Source organism: Salinispora mooreana (genome assembly GCF_000379065.1).
Lineage (GTDB): Bacteria > Actinomycetota > Actinomycetes > Mycobacteriales > Micromonosporaceae > Micromonospora > Micromonospora mooreana.
In genome coordinates this window covers 646,154-668,998 of record NZ_KB900614.1, presented here as the reverse complement: position 1 = coordinate 668,998, position 22,845 = coordinate 646,154, and the positions used below count along the sequence as shown (strand labels likewise).

The following is a 22,845-nucleotide window of genomic DNA, read 5'->3' as shown; positions in this document are numbered from 1 at the left end:
TCAGTTTTCAAGGTGAAACAGACGTAAAAGTCGGGATTTGCGCTGAGTGCGGGCTCTGACATCGGAGGGCGGACGACCGGGCTGGCGTGCTCGGCTGACCATGCGAATATGGGCGGCGTGACCGCCACCAGCCTCGCTCCGATTCTGCTCGTCCTCGGTGACGAGGAACTTCTCGCTACTCGCGCGGTCACCGAGGCGGTCGCCCAGAGCCGGAGTGTGGATCCGGAGGTGGACGTCCGCGAGTATCAAGCCGGCTCCCTCACCGTCGGTGAGATCGCGGAGATGCTCAGTCCGTCGCTCTTCGGCGGACGGCGGCTGCTGATCCTGCGGTCCGGCCAGGACGCGCGTAAGGATCTGGCGGCGGCCCTCCTCGCATATGCGAAGGACCCCGACCCCGAGGTGCAGCTGGTCGTGCTTCACCTCGGTGCGGCCAAGGGCAAGGCGTTCGCGGACGGGCTGAAGGCGGCCGGCGCGACCGTGGTGCCGGCTGTTCGGCTGAAGGGGCACCGGGAGCGGGCGGCGTTCGTCCGCGACGAGTTTCGGCGGGCGGGTGGCCGGTGTACCGACTCCGCCGCCGAGGCGCTCATCGCGGCGGTCGGTAATGACCTGCGCGAACTCGCCGCCGCCTGCTCGCAGTTGATGGCCGACACCGACGGGAAGATCAGCCCGGAGACGGTGGCCCGGTACTACCGGGGGCGGGTCGAGGTGTCCGGCTTCACCGTCGCCGACGCGACGATGGTGGGCGACGTGCCGGCCGCGCTGGAGGCGCTGCGTTGGGCGCTACACGTCGGCGTTGACCCGGTGCCGATTGCTGATGCGCTCGCCGACGGCGTGCGTACCGTGGCCCGGGTCGCCTCCGCCGGGCGGGGAAGCCCCTACCAGCTGGCCAGCTCCCTCGGTATGCCGGCCTGGAAGATCGAGCGGGCCCAGCGGCAGAGCCGCGGGTGGACGCCGGAGGGGCTGGTGCAGGCCATGCGGGCCGCGGCCGAGTGCAACGCGGCCGTGAAGGGGGGCTCGGACGACCGGGCGTACGCCCTGGAGCGGGCCGTCTTCTCGGTGGCAGCGGCGCGGCAGGGCGGCGCCCGGTGACCGGACCGAGGTCGTGGGCCACCCTGGTGGCGGAGGAGGAGCGCTACCGGCCGCTGTACGCGCGCCTTCTGGGTCTGCGGTTCGTCAACCCGGGTGGAGTGCTCTGCTTCGTCTTTTTCGAGGGGGCTGTCGCGCTGGCGGCGCTACTGGCGCTCGCTGAACTGGTCAGCTGGTGGTCGGTGTTGGTGCTGCCGGCGATGGTCGCGGTGATGGTGAAGATCAACGACGTGGTGGCGGCGCGGGTCGTCCGTTCCGCGGCGCTCGTGCCCGACCAGGAGCGGGACCGCTTCCGCCACCAGATGGAGCCGGTGGTCGGCACCGCGCGGGTTGGCTGGATCTGGCACAGCGTTCCCGGCGTCGCCGTCTCGTCCGCCCCGGAGCGTCCCGGGGAGCTGGCTCCAGCCGCAGCGCGGGAGTTGCCCCCGACCAGAGCGCGGGAGTTGCCCGCGACCGGAGCGCCCCCGGCCGAGCGCTGACTTCGGGCCGAGCGCTGACTTCGGCAGCGCGACCGCTGCCCCGGTCGGCATCAGCGGCGTGCGACGGGGCAGCACAAAACCCCGGACCGGATCGGACCGGGGTTTCGTCCCAACCTGGTATGGCTGGGTCAGGCGGAGAACGACGCCACGCGCTTGGCGATAGCCGACTTGCGGTTCGCAGCCTGGTTGGCGTGGATAACGCCCTTGCTGGCGGCCTTGTCCAGCTTGCGGGCGGCATCGCGCATGAGAACCGTCGCCTTCTCCATGTCGCCGGTCTCGGCGGCCTCGTGGAACTTGCGGATGGCGGTCTTCAGCGACGACTTGACCGACTTGTTCCGCAGCCGGCGCTTCTCGTTCTGCCGGTTGCGCTTGATCTGGGACTTGATGTTCGCCACGCGACAGCCTCGTCTGATAGCTCGGGTTGGTCTGCATCCGCGCGGCGAGCATGCGTCATCGTCGCGCGAAGTGCCAGGCTACCAGGTCGCTCGGGTAGCGCCAAAGTTGCCTCCTGGGCCACCCGACGGGCGCGGTGCGAGTGGTGGCGGAGCTCCGGCGGGGTTCAGTTCCAGCCCTGGCGGCGGGCGAGCCAGTCGAGCGCGTACTCGCCGCTGCGGCGCTGGTGGGCCGCGAGCTGCTCGGTCGCGGTCTCCGGAACCGTGGCCGCCGTGGTGAGGAAGTAGCCGGCCAGTGCCGCCAGCGTGACATCCAGGGCATCCGGCGGGGCGTCGGCGGCAGCCGGGTGGGCCGCGAAGGCGGCATCCAGCCAATCGGTGGTCAGGGCGGGCGTCGGTCCGACGGCGGCCTCCGGGAAGGGGGAGCTCGCTGGCTCGGTCGGGGAGCCTGCGCCGCCGCTCCCGGCCAGCGCTGCGACGGTGACCTCCTGCTGCTCCACGGCCTGCCCCCCGAGGAGAAGCGTGACCAGGTCGAACCAGGCCGGACCGCGGCAGAGCCAGGTCCAGTCGCAGAACCACACCTGCCCGTGTGCGGTGAGTAGCACGTTGTCCGGCCGCAGGTCGCCGTGGATCAACCCGGACGCCGGGGCGAGGTAGCCCGGGAGTCGGGACTCGAGCCCGACCAGTTCGGGCAGCCGCTGTTCGAGCCCGGCCGGTAGCGGCGGAGGGAGCTCTCGGCCCGCTGTCACGTCACCCCAGCGGAGGATGTCGGCTTGGGCCAGGTCGGCCAGGTGTGGTGGGTTGAGCGCGCCGAGGTCGCTGGGTGGTGGGTCCAGGGCGGCGGCGACCTCTGCGTACGCGGTCAGGATGGTGGTCAGCTCCGACGGCTCCCACGGGTGTTCGGGCGGATAGCCGTCAACCACGTCGAGGGCGACGGCGAACCAGCCGGACTCCGCCAGGGTCCAGCGGGTTCGGGGCGCCGGCAGCCCGGGTGGGAGCCGGTCGAGGACCGTCGCCTCTCGCCAGTACCAGTTGGCCAGGTGGGAGTCGCGGGGCGCGGCCTTGACGAAGACCCGGCCGCCGTCGGCGGCGGACAGCACGCCGGCGAAGCCGCGGGTGAAGCCGGCGGTCGCGGTACGGGTGGCGACCACAGGAGCACCGAGGCGGTCGGCGAGGGCGGCCCGCATACCCACTGGCAGGTCGGACCAGCCGGGCCGGCGGGTGGTCACGGGGTGCGGGGGCGAACTCGGCATCTTTCCAGTGTCGTACGGATTTGCCAGTCCACCGGGTAAAGCAGGCAATGTGTCGACGGTTACGAGGCGGTGTGTCGATGCGGGAACGGCCGGTGTCTGCGGCGAGCCGTGACCGGTGGGCTTGGGAAGGCGGTTGGGCGCCCGCGACCGGTGGTTCTGGAAGACTGGCGGGTCATGCGGACCGACGACTTCTGGCAGCTGATCGACGAGGCCCGGATAGGGGGCGGGGGAACGTCGGACGCGGTCGCCGTTCGGGCTGTGGACCTGCTTGCGGCGCGGGAGCCGGAGGAGATCCTCGGATACACGCGCCATCAGGCCCGGGTGCTGGCCGCCTCGCACCGAGTGGACCTCTGGGGTGCGGCGTACCTGATCAACGGTGGTATCTCCGACGACGGCTTCCACGACTTCCGCGGCTGGCTGATGGCCCAGGGGCGCGAGGTGTTCGCGCGTGCCGTCGCCGAGCCGGACTCGCTGGCCGACCTGCCGCCGGTACGGACCGCGTCGTTGTCGGGTGAGGAGTTCGCCTGCGCCCGAATGCTGGCGGTGCCGTGGGAGGCGTACCGGAAGGCGACCGCGACCGAGCTGCCGGCGGACCGGGACCCGGTTGCGGTGCCGGACCTGAACGACTTCTGGGATTTCGACGACGCGGATGAGGCGCGCCGCCGGCTCCCGAAACTCGCCGCCCTCTTCGTCGAGCCACCGGGCGAGTAGTCGGTTTGGTTCAGTTATCAGCTCTTCGCCGGGCTGCTCCGCCGAAGAGTCCGGACGGCCGCTGAGTAGGCCCGGTCCGTCGGCGGGGCGTGCTCGGGTTTGCCCGCACAGCGGACCCGTGAGCATGGCGTGGGAGCATAGAGGGGGCCGGTGCCGCGCCGGCCCGCTCAACGTCAGTCGACCAGAACGGACCGCTGTGCCACCGACGCTCGATTCCGGCGCGAACACTCCTGGTGCCACCGAACCGGCGCGCATCCGGAACTTCTGCATCATCGCCCACATCGATCATGGGAAGTCGACCCTGGCCGACCGGATGTTGCAGCTCACCGGTGTGGTCGACCCCCGACAGATGCGGGCGCAATACCTCGATCGGATGGACATCGAGCGAGAGCGCGGGATCACCATCAAGAGCCAGGCCGTCCGGATGCCGTGGGCGATTCGGGAGGGGGAGCGGGCCGGCGAGAGTGCCGTGCTCAACATGATCGATACCCCTGGGCACGTTGACTTCAGCTACGAGGTCTCGCGCTCCCTGGCGGCCTGCGAGGGCGCGATCCTGCTGGTTGACGCCGCCCAGGGCATCGAGGCGCAGACCCTGGCCAACCTCTACCTGGCGCTCGAGAACGATCTGCACATCATCCCGGTACTCAACAAGATCGACCTGCCGGCGGCGCAGCCGGAGAAGTACGCCGAGGAGCTGGCCCACCTGATCGGCGGCGATCCGGCGGACTGCATCCGGGTCTCCGGCAAGACCGGAGAGGGCGTACCGCACCTGCTCGACGAGATCGTCCGACAGTTCACCCCGCCGGTCGGTGTGGCGGAGTCGTCGGCCCGGGCAATGATCTTCGACTCGGTGTACGACGTCTATCGGGGCGTGGTCACCTACGTCCGGGTGGTTGACGGGCAGATCAGCGCCCGGGACCGGATCAAGATGATGTCTACCGGCGCGGTCCACGAGCTGCTGGAGATCGGTGTGATCTCCCCGGAGATGGTCAAGGCGGATGCGCTCGGTATCGGCGAGGTGGGATACCTGATCACCGGCGTGAAGGATGTCCGGCAGTCCCGGGTGGGTGACACCGTCACCATCAACGCGCGGCCGGCGGATGAGCCGCTCGGCGGGTACAAGGACCCGAAGCCGATGGTCTACTCCGGCCTCTACCCGATCGACGGGTCAGACTACCCGAACCTGCGGGACGCGTTGGACAGGCTCAAGCTCAATGACGCGGCGCTGACCTACGAGCCGGAGACCTCCGGTGCACTCGGTTTCGGCTTTCGCTGCGGCTTCCTCGGCCTGCTGCACCTGGAGATCATCCGGGAGCGGCTGGAGCGGGAGTTCAACCTCGACCTGATCTCCACCGCGCCGAACGTGGTCTACCGGGCCATCAACGAGGACGGCGAGGAGGTCGTGGTGACCAACCCGAGCGAGTACCCGACCGGCAAGATCGCCGAGGTGTACGAGCCGGTGGTGCGCGCCACGGTCTTGACCCCGAACGACTTCGTCGGCGCGGTCATGGAGCTCTGCCAGGGCCGTCGGGGCACGCTGCTCGGCATGGACTACCTCTCCGCCGACCGGGTGGAGCTGCGCTACACCCTGCCGCTGGCGGAGATTATTTTCGACTTCTTCGATCAGCTCAAGAGCCGCACCAAGGGGTACGCGTCGCTGGACTACGAGCCCTCCGGCGAGCAGGCCTCCGACCTGGTCAAGGTGGACATCCTGCTACACGGCGAGCCGGTTGACGCGTTCAGCGCGATCGTGCACAAGGACAAGGCCTACGCCTACGGCACCACCATCGCCGCGAAGCTGCGCTCCCTGATCCCCCGCCAGCAGTTCGAGGTGCCCATCCAGGCGGCGATCGGCAGCCGGGTGATCGCCCGGGAGACGATCCGCGCAATCCGCAAGGACGTCCTGGCGAAGTGCTACGGCGGTGACATCAGCCGTAAGCGCAAGCTGCTGGAGAAGCAGAAGGAAGGCAAGAAGCGGATGAAGATGGTGGGCCGGGTCGAGGTGCCGCAGGAGGCATTCATCGCCGCGCTCTCCGCGGACTCCGGGGGCGGCGGCAAGACGTCCGGTAAGAAGTGAGTACGGCTGCCGTGGCGGAGCGGGCACCCGGCGCCTGGCCGTAGGCCGGCGGTGTGGGGCTCCTCAGGTCGGGAACGGTGCACACCGCGTCGCCGGTCACCGCCGGACTCGCCCTTCCCCGCAGAGGAGAACGACCGTGGAGCTGACCGTCTCCGGCATCCTCACCACGCTGCTCGTCGGTCTGATCGTCGGGGCGCTGGGCCGTCTGGTCGTGCCGGGCCGGCAGGATATGCCCGGCTGGCTACACCTGGTGATCGGCGTCGGTGCCGCGCTGCTCGGGGCGATCGTCGCCCGATCCGTCGGCTTCGCCGAAGCGGATGGGTTCGACTGGCGTGAGCTGCTGCTCCAGGTTGTCTTCGCCGCCATCGCGGTGGCCGTGGTGGCGCGCCTGGGCTGGCGCGGTGGCAGCGCTCACCGGTGATCCGGCGTCCTCAGGGGGCGTCGAGGACCTCGGCGACCACCCGGGTGGGGCTCTGTTTGCCGGCTACCGGGGCCCAGACGCCCTCCTCGGCGGTCCACCGTAGCCCTTGGAAGTGGACTAGTTGGACCCCGTTGTCCTGGGCGTGTGACACCAGCCAGTGCGCGTACCGCCAGCCATCCTGCTCGTCGTCCACGGTCAGGGTCAGCCGGGTCGGGCCGGCCGCCGCGGCTTCGGGGGCGAGCCCCCAGTCCAGGGTGAGCCCCTGGGCCAGCGCCGCGGTCGCGGTGGCCCCGCGGTGCTGCGGATCGTCGTTGACGGCGCAGGCCACCGCTCCGCTGGCCTGACCGAGCAGGGCCCGACTCAGCACCTCCGACTCGTCGGCCCACTTCTGGTACGCCTCCGGGAAGGCCGAGCGCTGCACCGTCTGGGCGGCGTCGGTGACCCGCATCTCTTCCCAGTCGCGCACCTTCGCCAGCGCGGCGTAGAAGGTGTTCGTCGCGTACCGCGGGTCCCGGATCTCGGCTGGCGAGCCCCAGCCCTGGCTGGGCCGTTGCTGGAACAGGCCCACCGAGTCCCGGTCGCCGCCGGCCAGGTTGCGCAGCCCCGACTCCTGGTACGCGGTCGCCAGCGCCACCACGACCGCCCGTTCCGGCATGCCGCGCTGCGCCCCGATGGCCGCGATCGTCGCCGCGTTGGCCATCTGGCCGGCATCCAACTCCACCTGGCCGTCTGCCTGGACCGTGCAGCTCCGCCCGGCGAACGGGAGCCGAAGCCCATCCGCGATGTGCCGGAAGGTGACGAAGAGCCCGACCATGGCGACGAGCGCGAGAACGACGCCAGTCGCTACGAGTGCCCGAGTCCGCACCTGCACCCCCTGTTTCGATGAGTCCGACAAGCGTAAGCCCCTGTGCCCGGTGAGCCGCCGGCCAGCCGGGGCGGTGCTACCCGGGCGTTCGGTCGGTTCGGCTGCCGGTCGGTCGCGGCGGCGGTGGGCGCGCCAGCGACTTCCCGTGCCGAGCCGGCCAGAAACCCGGGCTACTCGCCCGGTACCCAGCTCGCTGGCCGCTTCTCCCGGAACGCGGTGACGCCCTCCCGGCCCTCCGCCGAGAGGAAGTAGCCGGTGGAGAGCGTGGCCAGGTCGGCCAGTTCGCCCCGCAGCTCGACGGTGGCGGGGCGGCGAAGTAGCTGTTTGGCCCCGGCCAGTGCCCCGGGTGCGCCCCGGACCAGCGAGTCGCAGTAGCGGGCCACGACGGTGTCCAGGTCTGCCAGCGGCACCGCCGCGGTGACCAGACCGATGTCGGCGGCCCGCTGCCCGTCGAAGGTGTCCCCGGTCAGGTACAGCTCGGCCGCGGCGCGGGGCCGCAGCCGGGGCAGCACCGTCGCCGAGATCACCGCTGGGATGACCCCGATCCGGACCTCGGTGAAGGCAAACGTCGCCTGCTGGGCGCAGACCGCCAGGTCGGCCGCGGCGATCAGGCCCAGCCCGCCCGCCCGTGCCGGTCCCGCCACCCGCGCCACCACGGGCTTCGGGCACTCCCAGACGGCCGCGAGCACGTCGCCGAGCATCCCGGCCGGAACCGTCCCGCTGGCGTACGCGGCGGCGGTCTCCTTCAGGTCGGCGCCGGAGCAGAAGACCGGTCCGGAGTGGTCCAGCACGACCGCGCGTACGGCGTCGTCGGCGACCGCCGCGGCGAGTTCGTCGAGCAGCTGGGTCATCAGTGGCGTGGAGAGCGCGTTGCGGTTGTGCGGGCTGTCCAGGGTGAGGGTGGTCACCCCGCCGGCCGTGACAGTTCGCACCAGCGCGTCGGGAGAGGTCATGCCGGGCACACTAGTGGCCATGCCCGGTCTCCTACCAGCAGGCGAGACCATCCCGATGGATGGATCGCTGCCCACAACCGCCCTGACCTCGGTGGGAACGCGAGGGTTCGGCGTGTACGTACACGTCCCCTTCTGCGCCAGCCGGTGCGGGTACTGCGATTTCAACACCTACACGGCGACCGAGCTGGGTGGTGGTGCCAGCCGGGAGGAGCACGCCGACACCGTACTCGCCGAACTCGCGTTGGCAGCCCGGGTGCTGGGCGAGCACCGCCCGCCCCGGGTCGACACGGTCTTCGTCGGCGGTGGCACCCCTACCCTGCTGCCCGCGGCAGACCTCGCGCGAATCCTCGACGCCATCGATCGCACCTGGGGGTTGGCCCCCGACGCGGAGGTCACCACGGAGGCCAACCCGGAGTCGGTCACCCCGCGATCCCTCGCCGCGCTGCGGGCCGCCGGCTACACGAGGATTTCCCTGGGGATGCAGTCCGCGTCGCCCGGCGTGCTCGCGATCCTGGACCGGCGGCACAGCGCCGGCCGGGCCGTCGCCGCCGCCCGGGAGGCCCGGGAGGCCGGGTTCGCGCACGTCAACCTGGACCTGATCTACGGGACGCCGGGGGAGAGCGCGGCCGACTTCGCCGCCTCGCTCGACGAGGCAGTCGCCGCGGGGGTGGACCACGTCAGCGCGTACTCCCTGATCGTGGAGGAGGGGACCCGGCTCGCGGCGCAGGTGCGGCGGGGCGAGTTGGCGCAGCCCTCCGACGACGTCGCTGCGGACCGCTACCTGGCGGCGGAGGCGGCCCTCGACGCGGCCGGCTTCTCCTGGTACGAGGTTTCCAACTGGGCGCGGACACCGGCTGCCCGGTGCCGGCACAACCTCTTGTACTGGACCGGCGGCGACTGGTGGGGCCTCGGCCCGGGGGCACACAGCCACGTCGGCGGGGTGCGCTGGTGGAACGTCAAACACCCCACGGCGTACGCGCAACGGCTCGCGGCGGGGGCGTCGCCGGGCTTGGCCCGGGAGGTGCTGACCGCCGACGAGGCGCACCTGGAGGACGTCATGCTGCGGCTTCGGCTCGCCGTGGGCCTGCCGCTGGAGGTGTTGGACCCCGCCGGTCGCGCCGGTGCCGATCGGGCGCGGGCGGCCGGTCTGCTGGCCGAGGCGGCGTACGGCGACGGTCGGGCGGTGTTGACCCTGCGCGGTCGGCTGCTCGCGGACGCGGTGGTGCGGGACCTGCTCGGTTGATCGGCGACTTCCGGTCCTCGCCGGCCGGTGGCCACGAACCACCGGCGGAGCCGACTGGCCGGAACCCGGGTCAGTCGGGATCCGGCCAGTCGGGATGCGGCCCGTCGGGATGCGGCCCGTCGGGATGCGGCCCGTCGGGATGCGGCCCGTCGGGCGTCACTTGATGAGGCTGGCCGACATCGGGTAGCGGTACTGCCGGCCTTCATTCGCCCGTACGGCGGCGATGATGCCGAACACGATCTGGATCACCACGACGGCGATGTTCGGGAGGAACAGCAGGCACCAGCCCACGAAGAGCAGGACGAAGGCGATCAAGGACCAGGTGATCTGGAAGTTGAGCGCCGCTTGGGCCTGCGCGCGGACGGTCGGTGAGTGTTTGCCGCGGGTCACGTAGACGATCAGCGGGGCGACGAACCCGAGCGGACCAAAGCTGATCAGTGCGCCGAGCGCGCCGCCGAGGTGCGCGACGAGGCCCCAGGTCCGGTCTTCGCTGTTCCCGTAGCCCCCGGGTGGGCCGTAGCCACCACTGGGTGGGTAGCCCCCGGGTGGGCCGTAGCCACCACTGGGTGGGTAGCCCCCGGGTGGGCCGTAGCCACCACTGGGTGGGTAGCCGCCGGGCGGGGGCGTACCGCCGGGGGGTGGGTAGTTGCCCGGTGGCGGAAAGCTACCCGGGCCAGGTGTCCCGGACAGCGGGGTGGTGAGGTCGTCGGGGCCCGGGCTGGGGGGCCCAGGCTCTCCGTCGGCGGGAGGGCGAGGTGGTTCCGTCATGGGGTCACCGTAGGCGCAGTGGACAACGAGCCCTGTACCTGACCACCTTGGTTGTCCGGCTGATCACTATATGTCGGTGCTGGCAGGCGGCTGGCCCCGCGCCGCCATCCGATGACGGTACTCGATCTTTGTTGATCATCGCGTTGGCGGGCGTGCCGACGTAGACTGGCACTCGCTAGAGTCGAGTGCCAGGAAGTGCCTCGATGGGCCGACGCGCTGTAGGAGGAAGGGGGGAGGGATGGGTCTCGACGACCGTAAACTCGCGGTGTTGCGCGCGATCGTCGAGGACTACGTCGCCACGCAGGAGCCCGTCGGCAGCAAGATGCTGGTCGAGCGCCATCAACTCGGGGTCTCCCCAGCGACCGTCCGCAACGACATGGCGGTGCTGGAGGAGGAGGGCTACATTCGGCAGCCGCACACCAGCGCGGGCCGGGTGCCCACCGACCGTGGCTATCGGCTCTTTGTGGACCGGCTGTCCCGGGTGAAGCCGCTTACTCCGGCCGAGCGTCGGGCGATCGAGCGCTTCCTGGTCGGCGCGATCGATCTCGACGACGTGGTGCACCGCACGGTCCGGCTGCTGGCCCAGCTCACCCGGCAGGTCGCCGTCGTGCAGTACCCGTCGTTGGCCCGGTCCTCGGTTCGGCACCTGGAACTGGTGCCGATCTCCACCACCCGGCTGATGCTCGTCATGATCGCCGACACCGGTCGGGTCGAGCAGCGGCTCGTCGAGCTACCCGGGCCGATCCCCCCAGACGACGTGATCGATCTGCGTCAGCTGGTCAACGAGAAGCTGGTCGGTACCCGGCTCGCCGACACACCGCCGCTGGTGCAGGCGTTGGTTGACGAGGTGAGCGGGGAGCTTCGACCGGCCATGGTCACACTCTCCACCGTCCTCCTGGAGACGCTGGTCGAACGGCACGAGGAGCGTATCGCCCTCGCTGGCACCGCCAATCTCACCCGTGGTGGCCTGCTCGACTTCCAGGGGTCGTTGCGTCCCATTCTGGAGGCGCTTGAGGAGGAGGTGGTCCTCCTCAAACTCATCGGGGAGGTCGAGCCGAGCGCGATGCGCGTCCGGATCGGCGACGAGAATGAAATCGACAATCTTCGCGCTACCTCCGTGGTGAGCACCGGTTACGGACCAGGCGTGACCATCCTGGGTGGTCTCGGTGTGGTCGGGCCGACCCGGATGGACTACCCCAGCACCATCGCCACGGTTCGGGCCGTGGCGCGCTACGTGGGCGACCTGCTGGCCCAGAACTAGGCATTACCGTCCGGCCGGATCGGGCCGGCGGTCGGCGCAAGCGAGACGAACATGAGGACACCGAACGCAGTGGCCAAGGACTACTACGGCATCCTCGGCGTGAGCCGGGAAGCCTCCGACGACGAGATCAAGCGCGCCTACCGCAAGCTCGCGCGCAAGTACCACCCGGACGTGAATCCGGACGTGGAGGCGCAAGAGAAGTTCAAGGACATCAACGCCGCGTACGAGGTCCTCTCCGACGACCGGAAGCGGCAGATTGTTGACCTCGGCGGCGACCCGCTCGCCCCCGGCGGCGGGGGTGGGGGGCCGGGTGGACCCGGCGAGGCCGGTCCGTTCGTCGGCTTCCAGGACATCATGGATGCCTTTTTCGGGGGGGCCGCCAGCGGCGGCGGGCGGGGACCGCGCCCCCGCACCCGGCCGGGCTCCGACGCGATCCTGCGCCTCGAACTGGACCTGCCCGAGACCGCGTTCGGCGTAGAGGCACCGATCACGGTCGACACCGCCGTGCTCTGCACCACCTGCTCCGGCGCGGGCACCGCCGCCGGCACTCATCCAGAGAGCTGCGAGGCGTGTGGCGGGCGGGGCGAGGTGCAGTCGGTGCAGCGCACCTTCCTTGGGCAGGTGGTCTCGGCCCGGCCGTGTGCCGCCTGCCAGGGCTATGGCACCACGATTCCGAACCCCTGCCCCGGCTGCGCCGGGGACGGCCGGGTGCGGACCCGGCGCTCGCTGACCGTCAAGATTCCCGCCGGGGTCGAGGACGGGATGCGGATTCGGCTGGCCCAGCAGGGCGAGGTGGGTCCCGGCGGTGGCACCGCCGGTGATCTCTACGTGGAGATCCACGAACGTCCGCACGATGTCTTCTCCCGTAAGGGCGACGATCTGCACTGCCGGGTGGCTGTCCCGATGACGACGGCGGCCCTCGGCACCCGCCTGACCATCAAGACGCTGGACAGCGAGGAGCCGGTTGACGTCAAGCCCGGTACGCAGCCCGGCAGCATGCTGCGGCTCCGCGCCCGTGGTGTGCCTCACCTGCGCGGGACCGGCCGGGGTGATCTTTTTGTTCACCTGGACGTGCGGACGCCGACCAAGCTGGACGCCGACCAGGAGCAGATGCTGCGCGAGTTCGCCCAGACCCGGGGCGAGGAGGTCGCCGAGCTGACCAAGCAGGGCGGCTTCTTCTCGCGGATGCGGGACGCCTTCAACGGCCACGCCTGACTCGACCCGTCCCGGTGTCCAGGCCAGCGGCCCGGGACACCGGGACGGTCGCTAGCCTGGCACCGTGTCCGCGCCGCTGTTCCTGGTCGAGTCGTTGCCCACCGCCGAGACGGCGACCCTGGACGGGCCGGAGGGGCATCACGCCGCGACAGTGCAGCGGTTGCGGGCCGGCGAGGAGTTGCTGCTCGCTGACGGCCGCGGCGGCACGGCCGTCGCCGTGGTCACGGCGGTGGGACAGGGCGTGCTTGACCTTCGGATCACCTCCCGGGACTACCTGCCCGCCCCCGTCCACCGGCTCGTCGTCGTGCAGGGGCTGGCCAAGGGGGACCGGGGTGAGCTGGCCGTGCAGGCGATGACCGAGGTCGGGGTGGACGCGATCGTGCCCTGGACGGCCGGGCGATCGGTCACCCAGTGGCGGGGTGACCGGGGGGCACGTGCCCGAGGAAAGTGGGTCGCCACCGTTCGGGAGGCCGCGAAGCAGGCCCGCCGGGCCTGGCTGCCGGTGGTGACCGGCGCGCCGGCCGAAGCCACCTCCGAGGTGGCCCGCCGGATCGCCGGCGCTGCGGCGGCGTTCGTGCTGCACGAGCAGGCGGGGGAGCGTCTGGTCACCGCGGAGCTGCCCGACCGCGGCGAGATCGTGCTGGTGGTAGGCCCCGAGGGCGGCGTTGCCCCGGCCGAGTTGGCCGCCTTCGCCGAGGCCGGAGCCCGGACGGTGCGGCTGGGCCCGTCGGTGCTGCGGACATCCACCGCCGGAGTGGCGGCGCTCTCGGTGCTCGCCGCCCGTCTAGGCCGCTGGTAGCGCAGGTTCTTCCGCTCTGGGCGGCGGGTGACCGGAGCCGTTCCTTACACTGCCCCGGTGAGCCCAACTGACTGTCTGTTCTGCCGGATCGTCGCCGGCGAGATTCCCGCCACGGTTGTCCGGGAGACCGGGACAACCCTCGCGTTCCGCGATATCGATCCGAAAGCTCCGGTGCACGTGCTGGTGATTCCGAAGGAGCACTATGCCGACGTGGCCACCCTGGCGGAGGGGGACCCAAGGCTCGCCGCCGAGGTGCTCGCCACCGCCGCCGCCGTGGCCGAGGAGGAGGGGCTGCTCGGTGACGGCTTCCGGCTGCTCTTCAACACCGGAGCGTACGGCGGCCAGGAGGTCTTCCATGTCCACGCGCACCTGCTCGGCGGTGCGCCGCTCGGGCCGATGCTGGCGGGTAGCCCCGGCTGACGGCGGTGAGGACCGGCCGGTCGGTGCCGGTCAGGGGAATTGGGCGAGGTGCCCTGGCGGTTGACCCGATACGATGGGGGCAACGCCCAGTACGCCGCGGCGACCGGCCCGGCGCCGAGATCGAGAGCAGGTGGCTCAGGGCCACTCGGCCCAACCTATGACCAGCACCCCACCTCCCGGCCCGCCCCGGGCACAAACCAGGATTACCGTCCCGGAACCGAAGATGATGGTCAATCTCCTCGGTGCGGGCGATGAGATCCTGCGACTGGTCGAGCGCTCCGTCCGCAGTGACGTGCATGTTCGGGGCAACGAGATCACGATCACCGGCGCACCCGCGGACAATGCTCTCGCCGAACGGCTCTTTGGCGAATTGATCGAACTCATCGAGAAAGGTGAGACGCTGACCATCGACGCCGTTCGGCGCACCGTTGGCATGCTCGAGCAGGGCAGCGCCGAGCGGCCCGCCGAGGTCCTGACGCTCAATATCCTCTCCCGACGTGGTCGCACCATTCGCCCCAAGACGCTCGGGCAGAGGCGTTACGTTGACGCCATCGATGCGCACACCATCGTCTTCGGCATCGGTCCGGCCGGCACCGGCAAGACCTACCTGGCGATGGCGAAGGCGGTCCAGACGCTGCAAGCCAAGCAGGTCAACCGGATCATCCTCACCCGGCCGGCGGTCGAGGCGGGCGAGCGGCTGGGCTTCCTGCCCGGCACGCTGAACGAGAAGATCGACCCGTATCTGCGACCGTTGTACGACGCGTTGCACGACATGCTCGACCCGGAGTCGATCCCGAAGCTGATGGCGGCGGGCACGATCGAGGTGGCGCCGCTGGCGTACATGCGGGGTCGTACGCTCAACGACGCGTTCATCATCCTGGACGAGGCGCAGAACACCACGCCTGAGCAGATGAAGATGTTCCTCACCCGGCTCGGCTTCGGTTCCAAGATTGTTGTCACTGGCGACATCACCCAGGTGGACCTTCCCGGCGGGACGACCAGTGGCCTGCGGGTGGTCCGGGAGATCCTCACCGACGTGGCGGACGTGCACTTCGCCCAGCTCTCCAGCTCGGACGTGGTCCGACACCGGCTGGTTGGGGAGATCGTTGACGCGTACGCCCGCTGGGACGTGGAGCGGGAAAATCAGCAGGCGAAGAGCGTGCAGGCGGTGCCCGGGCGGCCCACCCAGGGTGGCCGCGCCGGTCGGCGCCGCTAACGAGGCGAAGGAAGACAGTGTCCATCGAGATTGCCAATGAGTCCGGGGTTGACGTCGACACCGACGCGATACTCGCCGTCGCCCGGCACGCCCTCGACGAAATGGGGGTCAACCAGCTCGCCGAGCTGTCCGTGCTGCTCGTCGATATCGACTACATGGCCGAGTTGAACCACCGCTGGATGGGCGGGGACGGCCCCACCGATGTCCTCGCCTTCCCGATGGACGAGGGCAGCGTTGACCATGGGCCGGGGGAGAACGCCACCGTCGGCGCCGAGCCGGCGTTGCTCGGTGACATCGTGCTCTGCCCCGAGGTGGCCGCCAAGCAGGCGGCTACCGCGGGTCACTCCACCGCCGATGAGCTGTACCTACTCACCGTGCACGGGGTGCTGCACCTGCTCGGCTACGACCACGCTGAGCCGGAGGAGGAACGGGAGATGTTCGCCCTCCAAGCCCGGCTGCTGGTGAGTTGGCGGTCGACCCGGTCACGATGATGGCCTCTCTCGCCGCAGCGACGGCCGGTGCGTCCGGCCTTCCCGACGTGCAGCTGGTACTCCTCGCGGCCGGGCTGGTGGTCCTCGCCGGCCTGATCGCGATGACCGAGGCGGCGCTCGCCGCTGTCTCGCCGGCCCGGGCGGCCGAGTTGGTCCGCGACGGAGCCCGGGGCGCCCGCGCGTTACAGTCCGTCGCCGGGGACGTGGTCCGGCACCTCAACCTGCTGCTGCTGTTGCGGCTGCTCGCTGAGTTGAGCGCTACCACCCTGGTAGCCCTGGTCGCGGTCGACTCGCTCGGTGCCGGCTGGCTGGCTGCGGTGGTGACGGCCGGGGCGATGACCGTGGTCAGCTTCGTGGTGGTTGGCGTCGGACCACGTACCATCGGCCGGCAGCACGCCTACGCGGTGGGTCGCGGGGTGGCGCCGCTGGTGCGTTGGCTGGGTCGGGCGCTCAACCCCCTCGCCTCGCTGCTGATCCTGATCGGTAATGCGGTCACCCCGGGTCGCGGTTTCCGCGAGGGTCCCTTCGCCACCCAGGTGGAGCTCCGCGAACTGGTCGATCTGGCCGAGCAGCGCGGCGTGGTGGAACATGGTGAACGGCAGATGATCCACTCGGTCTTCGCGCTCGGTGACACCATCGTCCGCGAGGTGATGGTGCCGCGCACCGAGATGGTCTGGATCGAGCGGCACAAGATGCTCTCCCAGGCCCTGGCGCTCTTTCTGCGTTCCGGCTTCTCCCGTATCCCGGTCATCGGCGAGAGCGTTGACGACGTGCTCGGCGTGCTCTACCTGAAAGATCTGATCCGGCGCACGCAGGGCGGCGCCCCGGAGGATCGGCGCCTCCCGGTGGCCGAGCTGATGCGCCCGGCCACCTTCGTGCCGGAGTCCAAGCCGGTTGACGACCTCCTCTCGGAGATGCAGGCTGCCCGGAACCACCTGGTGATCGTCGTTGACGAGTACGGCGGGACCGGCGGGCTGGTCACGATCGAGGACATCCTGGAGGAGATCGTCGGCGAGATTACCGACGAGTACGATGTTGAGCGTCCGCCGGTCGAGCACCTCGACGACGATGCGGTGCGGGTTACCGCGCGGCTGCCCGTGGAGGACCTCGGCGAGTTGTTCGACACCGAGCTGCCCAGCGATGAGGTGGAGACGGTGGGCGGTCTGCTCGCGCAGTCCCTGGGCCGGGTCCCGATCCCCGGCGCCCAGGTGGAGGTGGCCGGTCTGCGGCTGCTCGCTGAGGGCACCACCGGGCGGCGCAACCGGATCGACACGGTCCTGGTGCGCCGGGTGGAGTCGGCCGACCAACAGCACGATCCGGGGCGTGGCGAATCCACCGACACCCCGGGCGACACCGACCAAGCCGAGGAGAGGCAACCCGCCGATGCCTGAGTCACCCGCCGTACCGACTACCGGGTCCACCCCGGTGGAGCTGACCGCCGAGGACGCCAAACTGGTCGTCCTGGCCCGGGGGGCGCGGGGCCGGGTCGGTGCCGTCGAAGGTGCCGCCGTCCGGGACCAGGATGGCCGGACGTACGCCGCGGCGAGCGTCTCGCTGCCTTCGCTGGCGTTGACCGCACTTCAACTCGCTGTGGGCTCGGCGGCGGCGGCTGGCTGCACCCGGCTGGAGGCCGCGGCGGTGGTGACCGAGGCGTCAACGCTGGACGGTGCTGGCCATGCGGCGGTCCGTGACCTCGCTGCCGACGCGCCCATCCATGTGGCGGCCCCGGACGGCACGCTCCTCGGGACGGTGGCCGAGTGACTTCCGCGAACCTCCGGCAGCCGTACCGGGCCGGCTTTGGCTGCTTCGTGGGACGGCCAAATGCCGGCAAGTCGACGTTGACCAACGCGATCGTCGGGCAGAAGATCGCCATCACCTCGAGTAAGCCGCAGACAACCCGGCACGTCATCCGGGCGGTGCTGCACCGGCCCGACTCGCAGCTCGTGCTGGTCGACACGCCGGGCCTGCACCGGCCCCGGACGCTGCTCGGCGAGCGCCTCAACGATCTGGTACGGCAGACGTGGAGCGAGGTTGATGTGATCGGCCTCTGCATCCCGGCGGACGAGCCGATCGGCCGGGGTGACCGCTTCATCACCGGTGAGCTGGCCGAGCTGAAGGCGACCGTGCTCGCGGTGGTGACGAAGACCGACCTGGTTGACCGAGAGCAGCTGGCCAAGCAGTTGGTCGCGGTGAGTGAACTGGCGGACTTCGCGGAGGTCGTGCCGGTCAGCGCGGTCTCCGGGCACCAGGTCGACACGCTGGTGGACGTGATGACCCGCTACCTGCCGGAGTCACCGCAGCTCTACCCGGACGACATGCTCACCGAGGAACCGGAGCAGGTGTTGGTCGCCGAGCTGATCCGGGAGGCGGCGCTGGAGGGTGTGCGCGATGAGCTACCCCACTCCATCGCGGTGGTGGTGGAGGAGATGATCCCCGCGGAACGCGTCATCAAGATCTATGCCGATGTGTACGTCGAGCGGCCGAGCCAGAAGGCGATCGTGATCGGGCATCGGGCCAGCCGGCTCCGGGATGTCGGCATCCGGGCGCGGCGGCAGATCGAGGAGTTGCTCGGCACCCGGGTCTACCTCGACCTGCACGTCCGGGTGGCGAAGGACTGGCAGCGGGACCCGAAGCAGCTCCGTAAGCTCGGCTTTTAGCCGGCCGCCCGGCTTGTGGCCGAATGTTCCGAGTGACTTGTCAGCCTTCGATGGACTGATGAGGAATTTCACTTTTCATCCGGCGAGTCTCGCGTATTCCAGGTCGCGGGCGGAGGGTAGGGGATTGTGTTTCCCTCTCCTCGTCCGGAAATAGCAGCGAGCTGATGCGAAATCGTTACCTAGACCTGTTGCGTGCCCTCGCCGTCGTCCGGGTCGTGGTCTACCACGTAACTGGGTGGGCCACCATGACGCTGGTCTTTCCCGCGATGTCGGTGATGTTCGCGCTGGCCGGATCGCTGATGGCGGCGTCCCTGCATCGCTTCGGGACAGCGGCGGTCGGTCGTCGGTTGCGGCGGCTGCTGCCGTCGTTCTGGGTGCTCGGCGCGATCTTGGTGCCCGCGATGCTGCTCACCGGGCTGTCGTTCACCCCCGAGCTTCTGCTCTGGCTCTTCCCCGTGGCCGACCCACCGCGGAACGACTGGGGAATACCGGTGCTGGGCCCGATCTGGTACCTGCGCAACTACCTCTGGTTTGTCCTCGTCTCGCCGCTGGCGTTGTGGTTGTTCCGTCGGTTCCCGCTGCCCACCCTGATCGCCCCGTACGCGCTGACGGTGGCGATCGAACTGGGGCTGTACCCGGATCCGCCGATGGTGGTGCAGCAGTTCGGCCTGTACCTCGGGGCGTGGATGTTGGGCTTCGCCCACCAGGAGGGAATGCTGCGCCGACTCGCCAACCGCGTCCTGTGGCCGGCCGCGATCGCTCTGGTCGCCCTCGGCGGCTGGTGGAACCTGACCCAGCCCGGTACCAAGGGGCTCGACCTCAACGGCAATCCGCTCGCCAACGCCCTCTGGTCGGCCGGTGTCATCCTGGTCGTGCTCGGGCGGGAGCCGGCGACAACGGCGTGGATCGACCGTAACGCGATCTTCAGTCGGGTGGTCACTCTGATCAACCGGCGTGCACTCACCGTGTACCTGTGGCACATGGCCTTCGTGGCAGCGCTCACCCCACTGGTGGACGTGGTCGGTTGGTCGCACCAGAATCTGCTCGGCCTGGCTATCCGGGTCGTGTTGGTCTTCGCCCTGCTCGGGGTCGTCATCATGCTTGTCGGTTGGGTCGAGGACATCGCGGCCCGGCGCCGGCCGGAGTTGATCCCCGGTTTTGGACGGCGAGCGGCAGCCAGGCCCGAGGAGGCGGCAGCTACGCCCGAGGGAGTGGCAGCTACGCCCGAGGGGGCGACAGCGGAGCAGGCCGTAGCTGGTTCGGCGGAGCGGGCCGGGCCGGCGCGGAAGCAGCCGTTGGTGCCGGCGCCCCGGTCGGCGGAGAGCGAGCGCGTGCAGACCGGGAGCGTGCAGAGCAACGCACGATGACCAGCCGGCGCCGCGGCCACCCCGAGCCGACCCGGAGCTGCCACCCTGAGGGAGAATGATCCGATGGCCGGGTACCGCCGACAGCTCTACCGCGACGACGCGGTGGTGCTGCGCGTGCAGAAGCTCGGCGAGTCGGATCGCATCATCACCCTGCTCAGCCGTCGGCACGGGCGGCTGCGCGCGGTGGCCCGCGGGGTGCGTCGGATCACCAGCAAGTTCGGCGCCCGGCTGGAGCCCTTCGGCCACGTCGACCTGCAACTCGCCGGCGACCCGAAGGGCCAGCAGGGCAGTTCGCTGCACACGGTCAGCCAGGTCGAGGGCATTGATCTGTACGGTAAGCGCCTCCTCGGCGACTACCCCCGCTACACGGCGGCGAGTGCGGTCTGTGAGACCGCGGAGCGGCTCACCCCGGTCGAGCGGGAACCGTCGCTGCGGTTGTTCCAGCTCACCCTGGGGGCGCTGCGTGTGCTGGCCGGCGGGGAACACGCCGCGACCCTGGTGCTGGACGCGTACCTGCTGCGTGGCATGGCCCTGGCCGGGTGGGCGCCGGCGCTGGTCGGCTGCGCGGTCTGCGGCACGCCGGGGCGGCACCGGGCCTTCTCCGTCCCGGCCGGCGGTGCCGTCTGCCGGGACTGTCGGCCGCCTGGCGCGGCCCACCCCGCACCGGCCACCCTTGACCTGATGACCGCGCTCACCAGCGGCGACTGGCGGGTTGCTGACGCCGCCGAGAGTGGTGTTCGCCGGGAGTGCAGCGGGCTGGTCGCGGCGCACCTGCAGTGGCATCTGGAGCGCGCGCTACGCTCGCTGCCGCTGGTGGACCGGGGCGGTCCGGCCGCCGGCGCGGTCGGGACGCCGGCCGGCGGAGTCGGGCCGGCCGCGGCCGGCGTGGACAGGGAGTAGACCGAGTGATCCGATCGACCAGGCGAACCGGCCCGGCGCCGGTGCCGCCCACCCCCCACCCGTCCGGTGCCCGGCCACCGGCGTTGCCCGCCGAGGCGTTGCCGCGGCACGTCGCGGTGGTGATGGACGGCAACGGCCGGTGGGCCAAGGAGCGTGGGCTCCCGCGTACGAAAGGGCACGAGGCGGGAGAGTTCTCCCTCTTCGACGCGGTCGAGGGCGCGATCGAGCTGGGCATCCCGTACCTGTCGGCGTACGCGTTCTCGACGGAGAACTGGCGACGTTCGCCGGACGAGGTGCGTTTCCTGATGGGCTTCAACCGGGACGTGATCCGCCGCCGCCGCGACCAACTTGTCGACCTGGGCGTACGGGTCGTCTGGTCGGGCCGGTCCGGGCGGCTGTGGAAGAGCGTCATCTCGGAGTTGCAGGCGGCCGAGGAGATGTCTCGCGGTAACTCGACGCTCACCCTGCAGTTCTGCGTGAACTATGGCGGGCAGGCCGAGATCGCCGACGCCGCCGCCGCGATCGCCCGGGAGGTCGCGGCCGGCCGGCTCGACCCCGCCAAGGTCACCGAGAAGACCATGGCCCGCTACCTCTACCACCCGGAGGTCCCCGACGTGGATCTCTTCCTGCGCCCCTCCGGAGAGCAGCGCACCTCGAACTTCTTGCTCTGGCAGAGCGCCTACGCCGAACTGGTCTTCCTGGACACGCTCTGGCCGGACTTCGACCGCCGGCACCTCTGGTACGCCTGTGAGCTCTATGCCCAGCGGGACCGCCGGTTCGGCGGAGCGCTGCCGAACCCGGTGGCGCCTACCACCTGACCCCGGGCGCCCGGGGTCAGGCTTCGACCTCACTGCGGTCGCCGGCCCAGAGGGTGTGGAAGGAGCCGCCACGGTCAACCCGGCGGTAGGTGTGAGCGCCGAAGTTGTCCCGCAGGCCCTGGATCAGGGCCGCCGGTAGTCGGTTCGCGCGCAGCGCGTCGAAGTAGGACAGGGACGAGGCGAACGCGGGGGTGGGCACACCGGCGCGGGCCGCCTCGGCGACCACGCGCCGCCACCCCGACAACCCGGCGCGTACGGTGTCGGCGAACCACGGCGCCACCAGCAGCGTGGGCAGGTCGGGCTGCTCGTCGTACGCCTGTCGGATCCGGTCGAGGAAGTGCGCTCGGATGATGCACCCGCCCCGCCAGATCGTGGCGGTGCCGCCCAGGTCGATGTCCCAGTCGTACTCCTGGCTGCCGGCCCGGATGTGGTCGAAGCCCTGCGCGTACGCGATGATCTTGCTGGCCAGTAGTGCGCGCCGGACGTCCTCGACGAAGGCGCCCCGCTTCTCGACCCGCCAGGTCGGTTCCGCGCCGGCGAACGCGTGGCGGATGGCCGCTCGCTGGGCGGCGTGCCCGGAGAGGGAACGCGCGAACGTCGCCTCGGCGATGCCGGTGATCGGGATGCCCAGGTCCAGGGCGTTCTGTACGGTCCAGCGTCCGGTGCCCTTCTGCTCCGCCTGGTCGAGCACGATGTCCACGAAGGCCCGCCCGGTGCTGGCGTCGGTGTGGCCGAGCACCTCAGCGGTGATCTCGATGAGGTACGACTCCAACTCGCCGGAGTTCCACTCTCGGAAGATCTCCGCCAGCTCGGCTGGGGTCGCGTCCAGGCCAGTCCGCAGGAGGTCGTACGCCTCGGCGATGAGCTGCATGTCGGCGTACTCGATGCCGTTGTGGACCATCTTGACGAAGTGGCCGGCTCCGTCCGGACCGATGTGTCGGCAGCAGGGCTCGCCGTCCACCTGCGCCGCGATCTGTTCGAAGAGCGGCCCCAGCTTCTGATAGGACTCGGCCGAACCGCCCGGCATGATGCTCGGCCCCCACAACGCGCCCTCCTCACCACCGGAGACACCGGTGCCGACGAAGTGCAGCCCCTGCTTGCGCAGCGCCTCCTCGCGCCGCCGGGTGTCGGCGAAATGGGCGTTGCCGCAGTCGACGATGATGTCGCCGGCATCGAGCAGCGGCACCAACTCGTCGATGACGGCGTCGGTCGGGGCGCCGGCTTTGACCATCGTGATGACCGCCCGGGGGCGCTCCAACGCGGCGACGAGGTCGGCCAGCGATTCGGTGGGGACGAACCGCCCCTCCTCGCCGTGCTCGGCGACCAGCCGGCGGGTCCGTTCTGGAGAGCGGTTGTGCACCGCCACGACGAAGCCGTTGCGGGCCAGGTTCCGGGCGAGGTTACGCCCCATCACCGCCAGCCCGGTAACGCCGATCTGTGCCTGCCCGCTCAT

General features: G+C 70.5%; 24 protein-coding genes. 18 read left to right on the top strand and 6 right to left on the bottom strand.

The window, feature by feature from the left end; translation table 11 throughout:
• The first annotated feature begins 108 nt into the window (after positions 1–108).
• Positions 109–1,089 carry a DNA polymerase III subunit delta gene (holA, locus tag SALPAC6_RS0103175; RefSeq protein WP_018252001.1) on the top strand — a complete coding sequence of 327 codons (981 nt, stop codon included), beginning with the start codon at positions 109–111 and terminating at the stop codon, positions 1,087–1,089.
• Entirely contained in the window at positions 1,086–1,565 is a 480-nt protein-coding gene (locus tag SALPAC6_RS0103170; protein ID WP_018252000.1) for a hypothetical protein, read from the top strand. Before holA ends, SALPAC6_RS0103170 begins: the two co-directional genes overlap by 4 nt.
• 128 nt (positions 1,566–1,693) lie before the next feature.
• Here the strand turns inward: SALPAC6_RS0103170 and rpsT are convergent, their stop codons facing one another.
• Both rpsT and SALPAC6_RS0103155 read right to left on the bottom strand, forming a co-directional pair.
• Complete coding sequence (gene rpsT / locus SALPAC6_RS0103165) at positions 1,694–1,960, bottom strand: 30S ribosomal protein S20 (RefSeq protein ID WP_018251999.1); 267 nt, start codon at positions 1,958–1,960, stop codon at positions 1,694–1,696.
• Between the two features lie 164 nt (positions 1,961–2,124).
• Entirely contained in the window at positions 2,125–3,186 is a 1,062-nt protein-coding gene (locus SALPAC6_RS0103155) for a phosphotransferase family protein (protein ID WP_018251998.1), read from the bottom strand.
• A 198-nt stretch (positions 3,187–3,384) separates the two neighbouring features.
• Between SALPAC6_RS0103155 and SALPAC6_RS0103150 the strand changes: the two genes are divergently transcribed.
• The 3 genes from SALPAC6_RS0103150 to SALPAC6_RS0103140 all read left to right on the top strand — a co-directional run bounded on the left by SALPAC6_RS0103150 (position 3,385) and on the right by SALPAC6_RS0103140 (position 6,419).
• Positions 3,385–3,921 carry a DUF4240 domain-containing protein gene (locus tag SALPAC6_RS0103150; RefSeq protein WP_026189276.1) on the top strand — a complete coding sequence of 179 codons (537 nt, stop codon included), beginning with the start codon at positions 3,385–3,387 and terminating at the stop codon, positions 3,919–3,921.
• A gap of 196 nt (positions 3,922–4,117) precedes the next feature.
• On the top strand, positions 4,118–5,998 hold the full coding sequence (lepA, locus tag SALPAC6_RS0103145) for a translation elongation factor 4 (RefSeq protein ID WP_018251996.1): 1,881 nt from the start codon (positions 4,118–4,120) through the stop codon (positions 5,996–5,998).
• A gap of 136 nt (positions 5,999–6,134) precedes the next feature.
• Positions 6,135–6,419 carry a GlsB/YeaQ/YmgE family stress response membrane protein gene (locus tag SALPAC6_RS0103140; RefSeq protein ID WP_018251995.1) on the top strand — a complete coding sequence of 95 codons (285 nt, stop codon included), beginning with the start codon at positions 6,135–6,137 and terminating at the stop codon, positions 6,417–6,419.
• 10 nt (positions 6,420–6,429) lie between these two features.
• Here the strand turns inward: SALPAC6_RS0103140 and SALPAC6_RS0103135 are convergent, their stop codons facing one another.
• Together SALPAC6_RS0103135 and SALPAC6_RS0103130 are read right to left on the bottom strand one after the other, a co-directional pair.
• Entirely contained in the window at positions 6,430–7,290 is an 861-nt protein-coding gene (locus tag SALPAC6_RS0103135) for a hypothetical protein (protein ID WP_018251994.1), read from the bottom strand.
• Positions 7,291–7,454: 164 nt separating this feature from the next.
• Positions 7,455–8,237: an enoyl-CoA hydratase-related protein gene (locus tag SALPAC6_RS0103130; RefSeq protein ID WP_018251993.1), complete on the bottom strand. Its 783-nt coding sequence runs from the start codon at positions 8,235–8,237 to the stop codon at positions 7,455–7,457.
• 19 nt (positions 8,238–8,256) lie between these two features.
• Here SALPAC6_RS0103130 and hemW point away from each other — a divergent pair, with 19 nt between their 5' ends.
• Complete coding sequence (gene hemW, locus SALPAC6_RS0103125) at positions 8,257–9,480, top strand: radical SAM family heme chaperone HemW (protein WP_018251992.1); 1,224 nt, start codon at positions 8,257–8,259, stop codon at positions 9,478–9,480.
• Between the two features lie 156 nt (positions 9,481–9,636).
• On the opposite strand, the gene SALPAC6_RS0103120 is transcribed toward hemW, so the two are convergent.
• Positions 9,637–10,248, bottom strand: a complete 612-nt coding sequence (locus tag SALPAC6_RS0103120) for a DUF4870 domain-containing protein (protein WP_018251991.1) — start codon at positions 10,246–10,248, stop codon at positions 9,637–9,639.
• Between the two features lie 238 nt (positions 10,249–10,486).
• Here SALPAC6_RS0103120 and hrcA point away from each other — a divergent pair, with 238 nt between their 5' ends.
• From hrcA to SALPAC6_RS0103060, 12 genes are all read left to right on the top strand, one after another.
• The gene (gene hrcA / locus SALPAC6_RS0103115) at positions 10,487–11,509 is read left to right on the top strand and encodes a heat-inducible transcriptional repressor HrcA (protein WP_018251990.1); all 1,023 of its coding nucleotides are present in this window, start codon (positions 10,487–10,489) and stop codon (positions 11,507–11,509) included.
• A gap of 69 nt (positions 11,510–11,578) precedes the next feature.
• Positions 11,579–12,724, top strand: coding sequence for a molecular chaperone DnaJ (gene dnaJ / locus SALPAC6_RS0103110; protein ID WP_018251989.1), 1,146 nt, complete (start codon positions 11,579–11,581; stop codon positions 12,722–12,724).
• A 64-nt stretch (positions 12,725–12,788) separates the two neighbouring features.
• The gene (locus SALPAC6_RS0103105; RefSeq protein ID WP_018251988.1) at positions 12,789–13,523 is read left to right on the top strand and encodes a 16S rRNA (uracil(1498)-N(3))-methyltransferase; all 735 of its coding nucleotides are present in this window, start codon (positions 12,789–12,791) and stop codon (positions 13,521–13,523) included.
• 57 nt (positions 13,524–13,580) lie between these two features.
• Positions 13,581–13,943: a histidine triad nucleotide-binding protein gene (locus tag SALPAC6_RS0103100; RefSeq protein WP_018251987.1), complete on the top strand. Its 363-nt coding sequence runs from the start codon at positions 13,581–13,583 to the stop codon at positions 13,941–13,943.
• A 157-nt stretch (positions 13,944–14,100) separates the two neighbouring features.
• On the top strand, positions 14,101–15,159 hold the full coding sequence (locus SALPAC6_RS0103095) for a PhoH family protein (protein WP_026189274.1): 1,059 nt from the start codon (positions 14,101–14,103) through the stop codon (positions 15,157–15,159).
• Between the two features lie 17 nt (positions 15,160–15,176).
• Positions 15,177–15,650, top strand: a complete 474-nt coding sequence (gene ybeY / locus SALPAC6_RS0103090) for an rRNA maturation RNase YbeY (protein ID WP_018251985.1) — start codon at positions 15,177–15,179, stop codon at positions 15,648–15,650.
• Positions 15,626–17,041, top strand: a complete 1,416-nt coding sequence (locus SALPAC6_RS0103085) for a hemolysin family protein (protein ID WP_018251984.1) — start codon at positions 15,626–15,628, stop codon at positions 17,039–17,041. Before ybeY ends, SALPAC6_RS0103085 begins: the two co-directional genes overlap by 25 nt.
• A complete protein-coding gene (locus SALPAC6_RS0103080; protein WP_018251983.1) occupies positions 17,034–17,411 on the top strand; it encodes a cytidine/deoxycytidylate deaminase family protein in 378 nt (125 codons plus the stop codon). The genes SALPAC6_RS0103085 and SALPAC6_RS0103080 overlap by 8 nt, the downstream gene beginning before the upstream one ends.
• Positions 17,408–18,307 carry a GTPase Era gene (gene era, locus SALPAC6_RS0103075; RefSeq protein WP_018251982.1) on the top strand — a complete coding sequence of 300 codons (900 nt, stop codon included), beginning with the start codon at positions 17,408–17,410 and terminating at the stop codon, positions 18,305–18,307. Before SALPAC6_RS0103080 ends, era begins: the two co-directional genes overlap by 4 nt.
• A gap of 164 nt (positions 18,308–18,471) precedes the next feature.
• Complete coding sequence (locus SALPAC6_RS0103070; RefSeq protein ID WP_018251981.1) at positions 18,472–19,674, top strand: acyltransferase family protein; 1,203 nt, start codon at positions 18,472–18,474, stop codon at positions 19,672–19,674.
• Positions 19,675–19,737: 63 nt separating this feature from the next.
• Positions 19,738–20,574 carry a DNA repair protein RecO gene (gene recO, locus SALPAC6_RS0103065; RefSeq protein ID WP_018251980.1) on the top strand — a complete coding sequence of 279 codons (837 nt, stop codon included), beginning with the start codon at positions 19,738–19,740 and terminating at the stop codon, positions 20,572–20,574.
• Between the two features lie 41 nt (positions 20,575–20,615).
• Positions 20,616–21,392, top strand: coding sequence for an isoprenyl transferase (locus SALPAC6_RS0103060; protein ID WP_026189273.1), 777 nt, complete (start codon positions 20,616–20,618; stop codon positions 21,390–21,392).
• A gap of 16 nt (positions 21,393–21,408) precedes the next feature.
• On the opposite strand, the gene gndA is transcribed toward SALPAC6_RS0103060, so the two are convergent.
• Complete coding sequence (gndA, locus tag SALPAC6_RS0103055; protein ID WP_026189272.1) at positions 21,409–22,845, bottom strand: NADP-dependent phosphogluconate dehydrogenase; 1,437 nt, start codon at positions 22,843–22,845, stop codon at positions 21,409–21,411.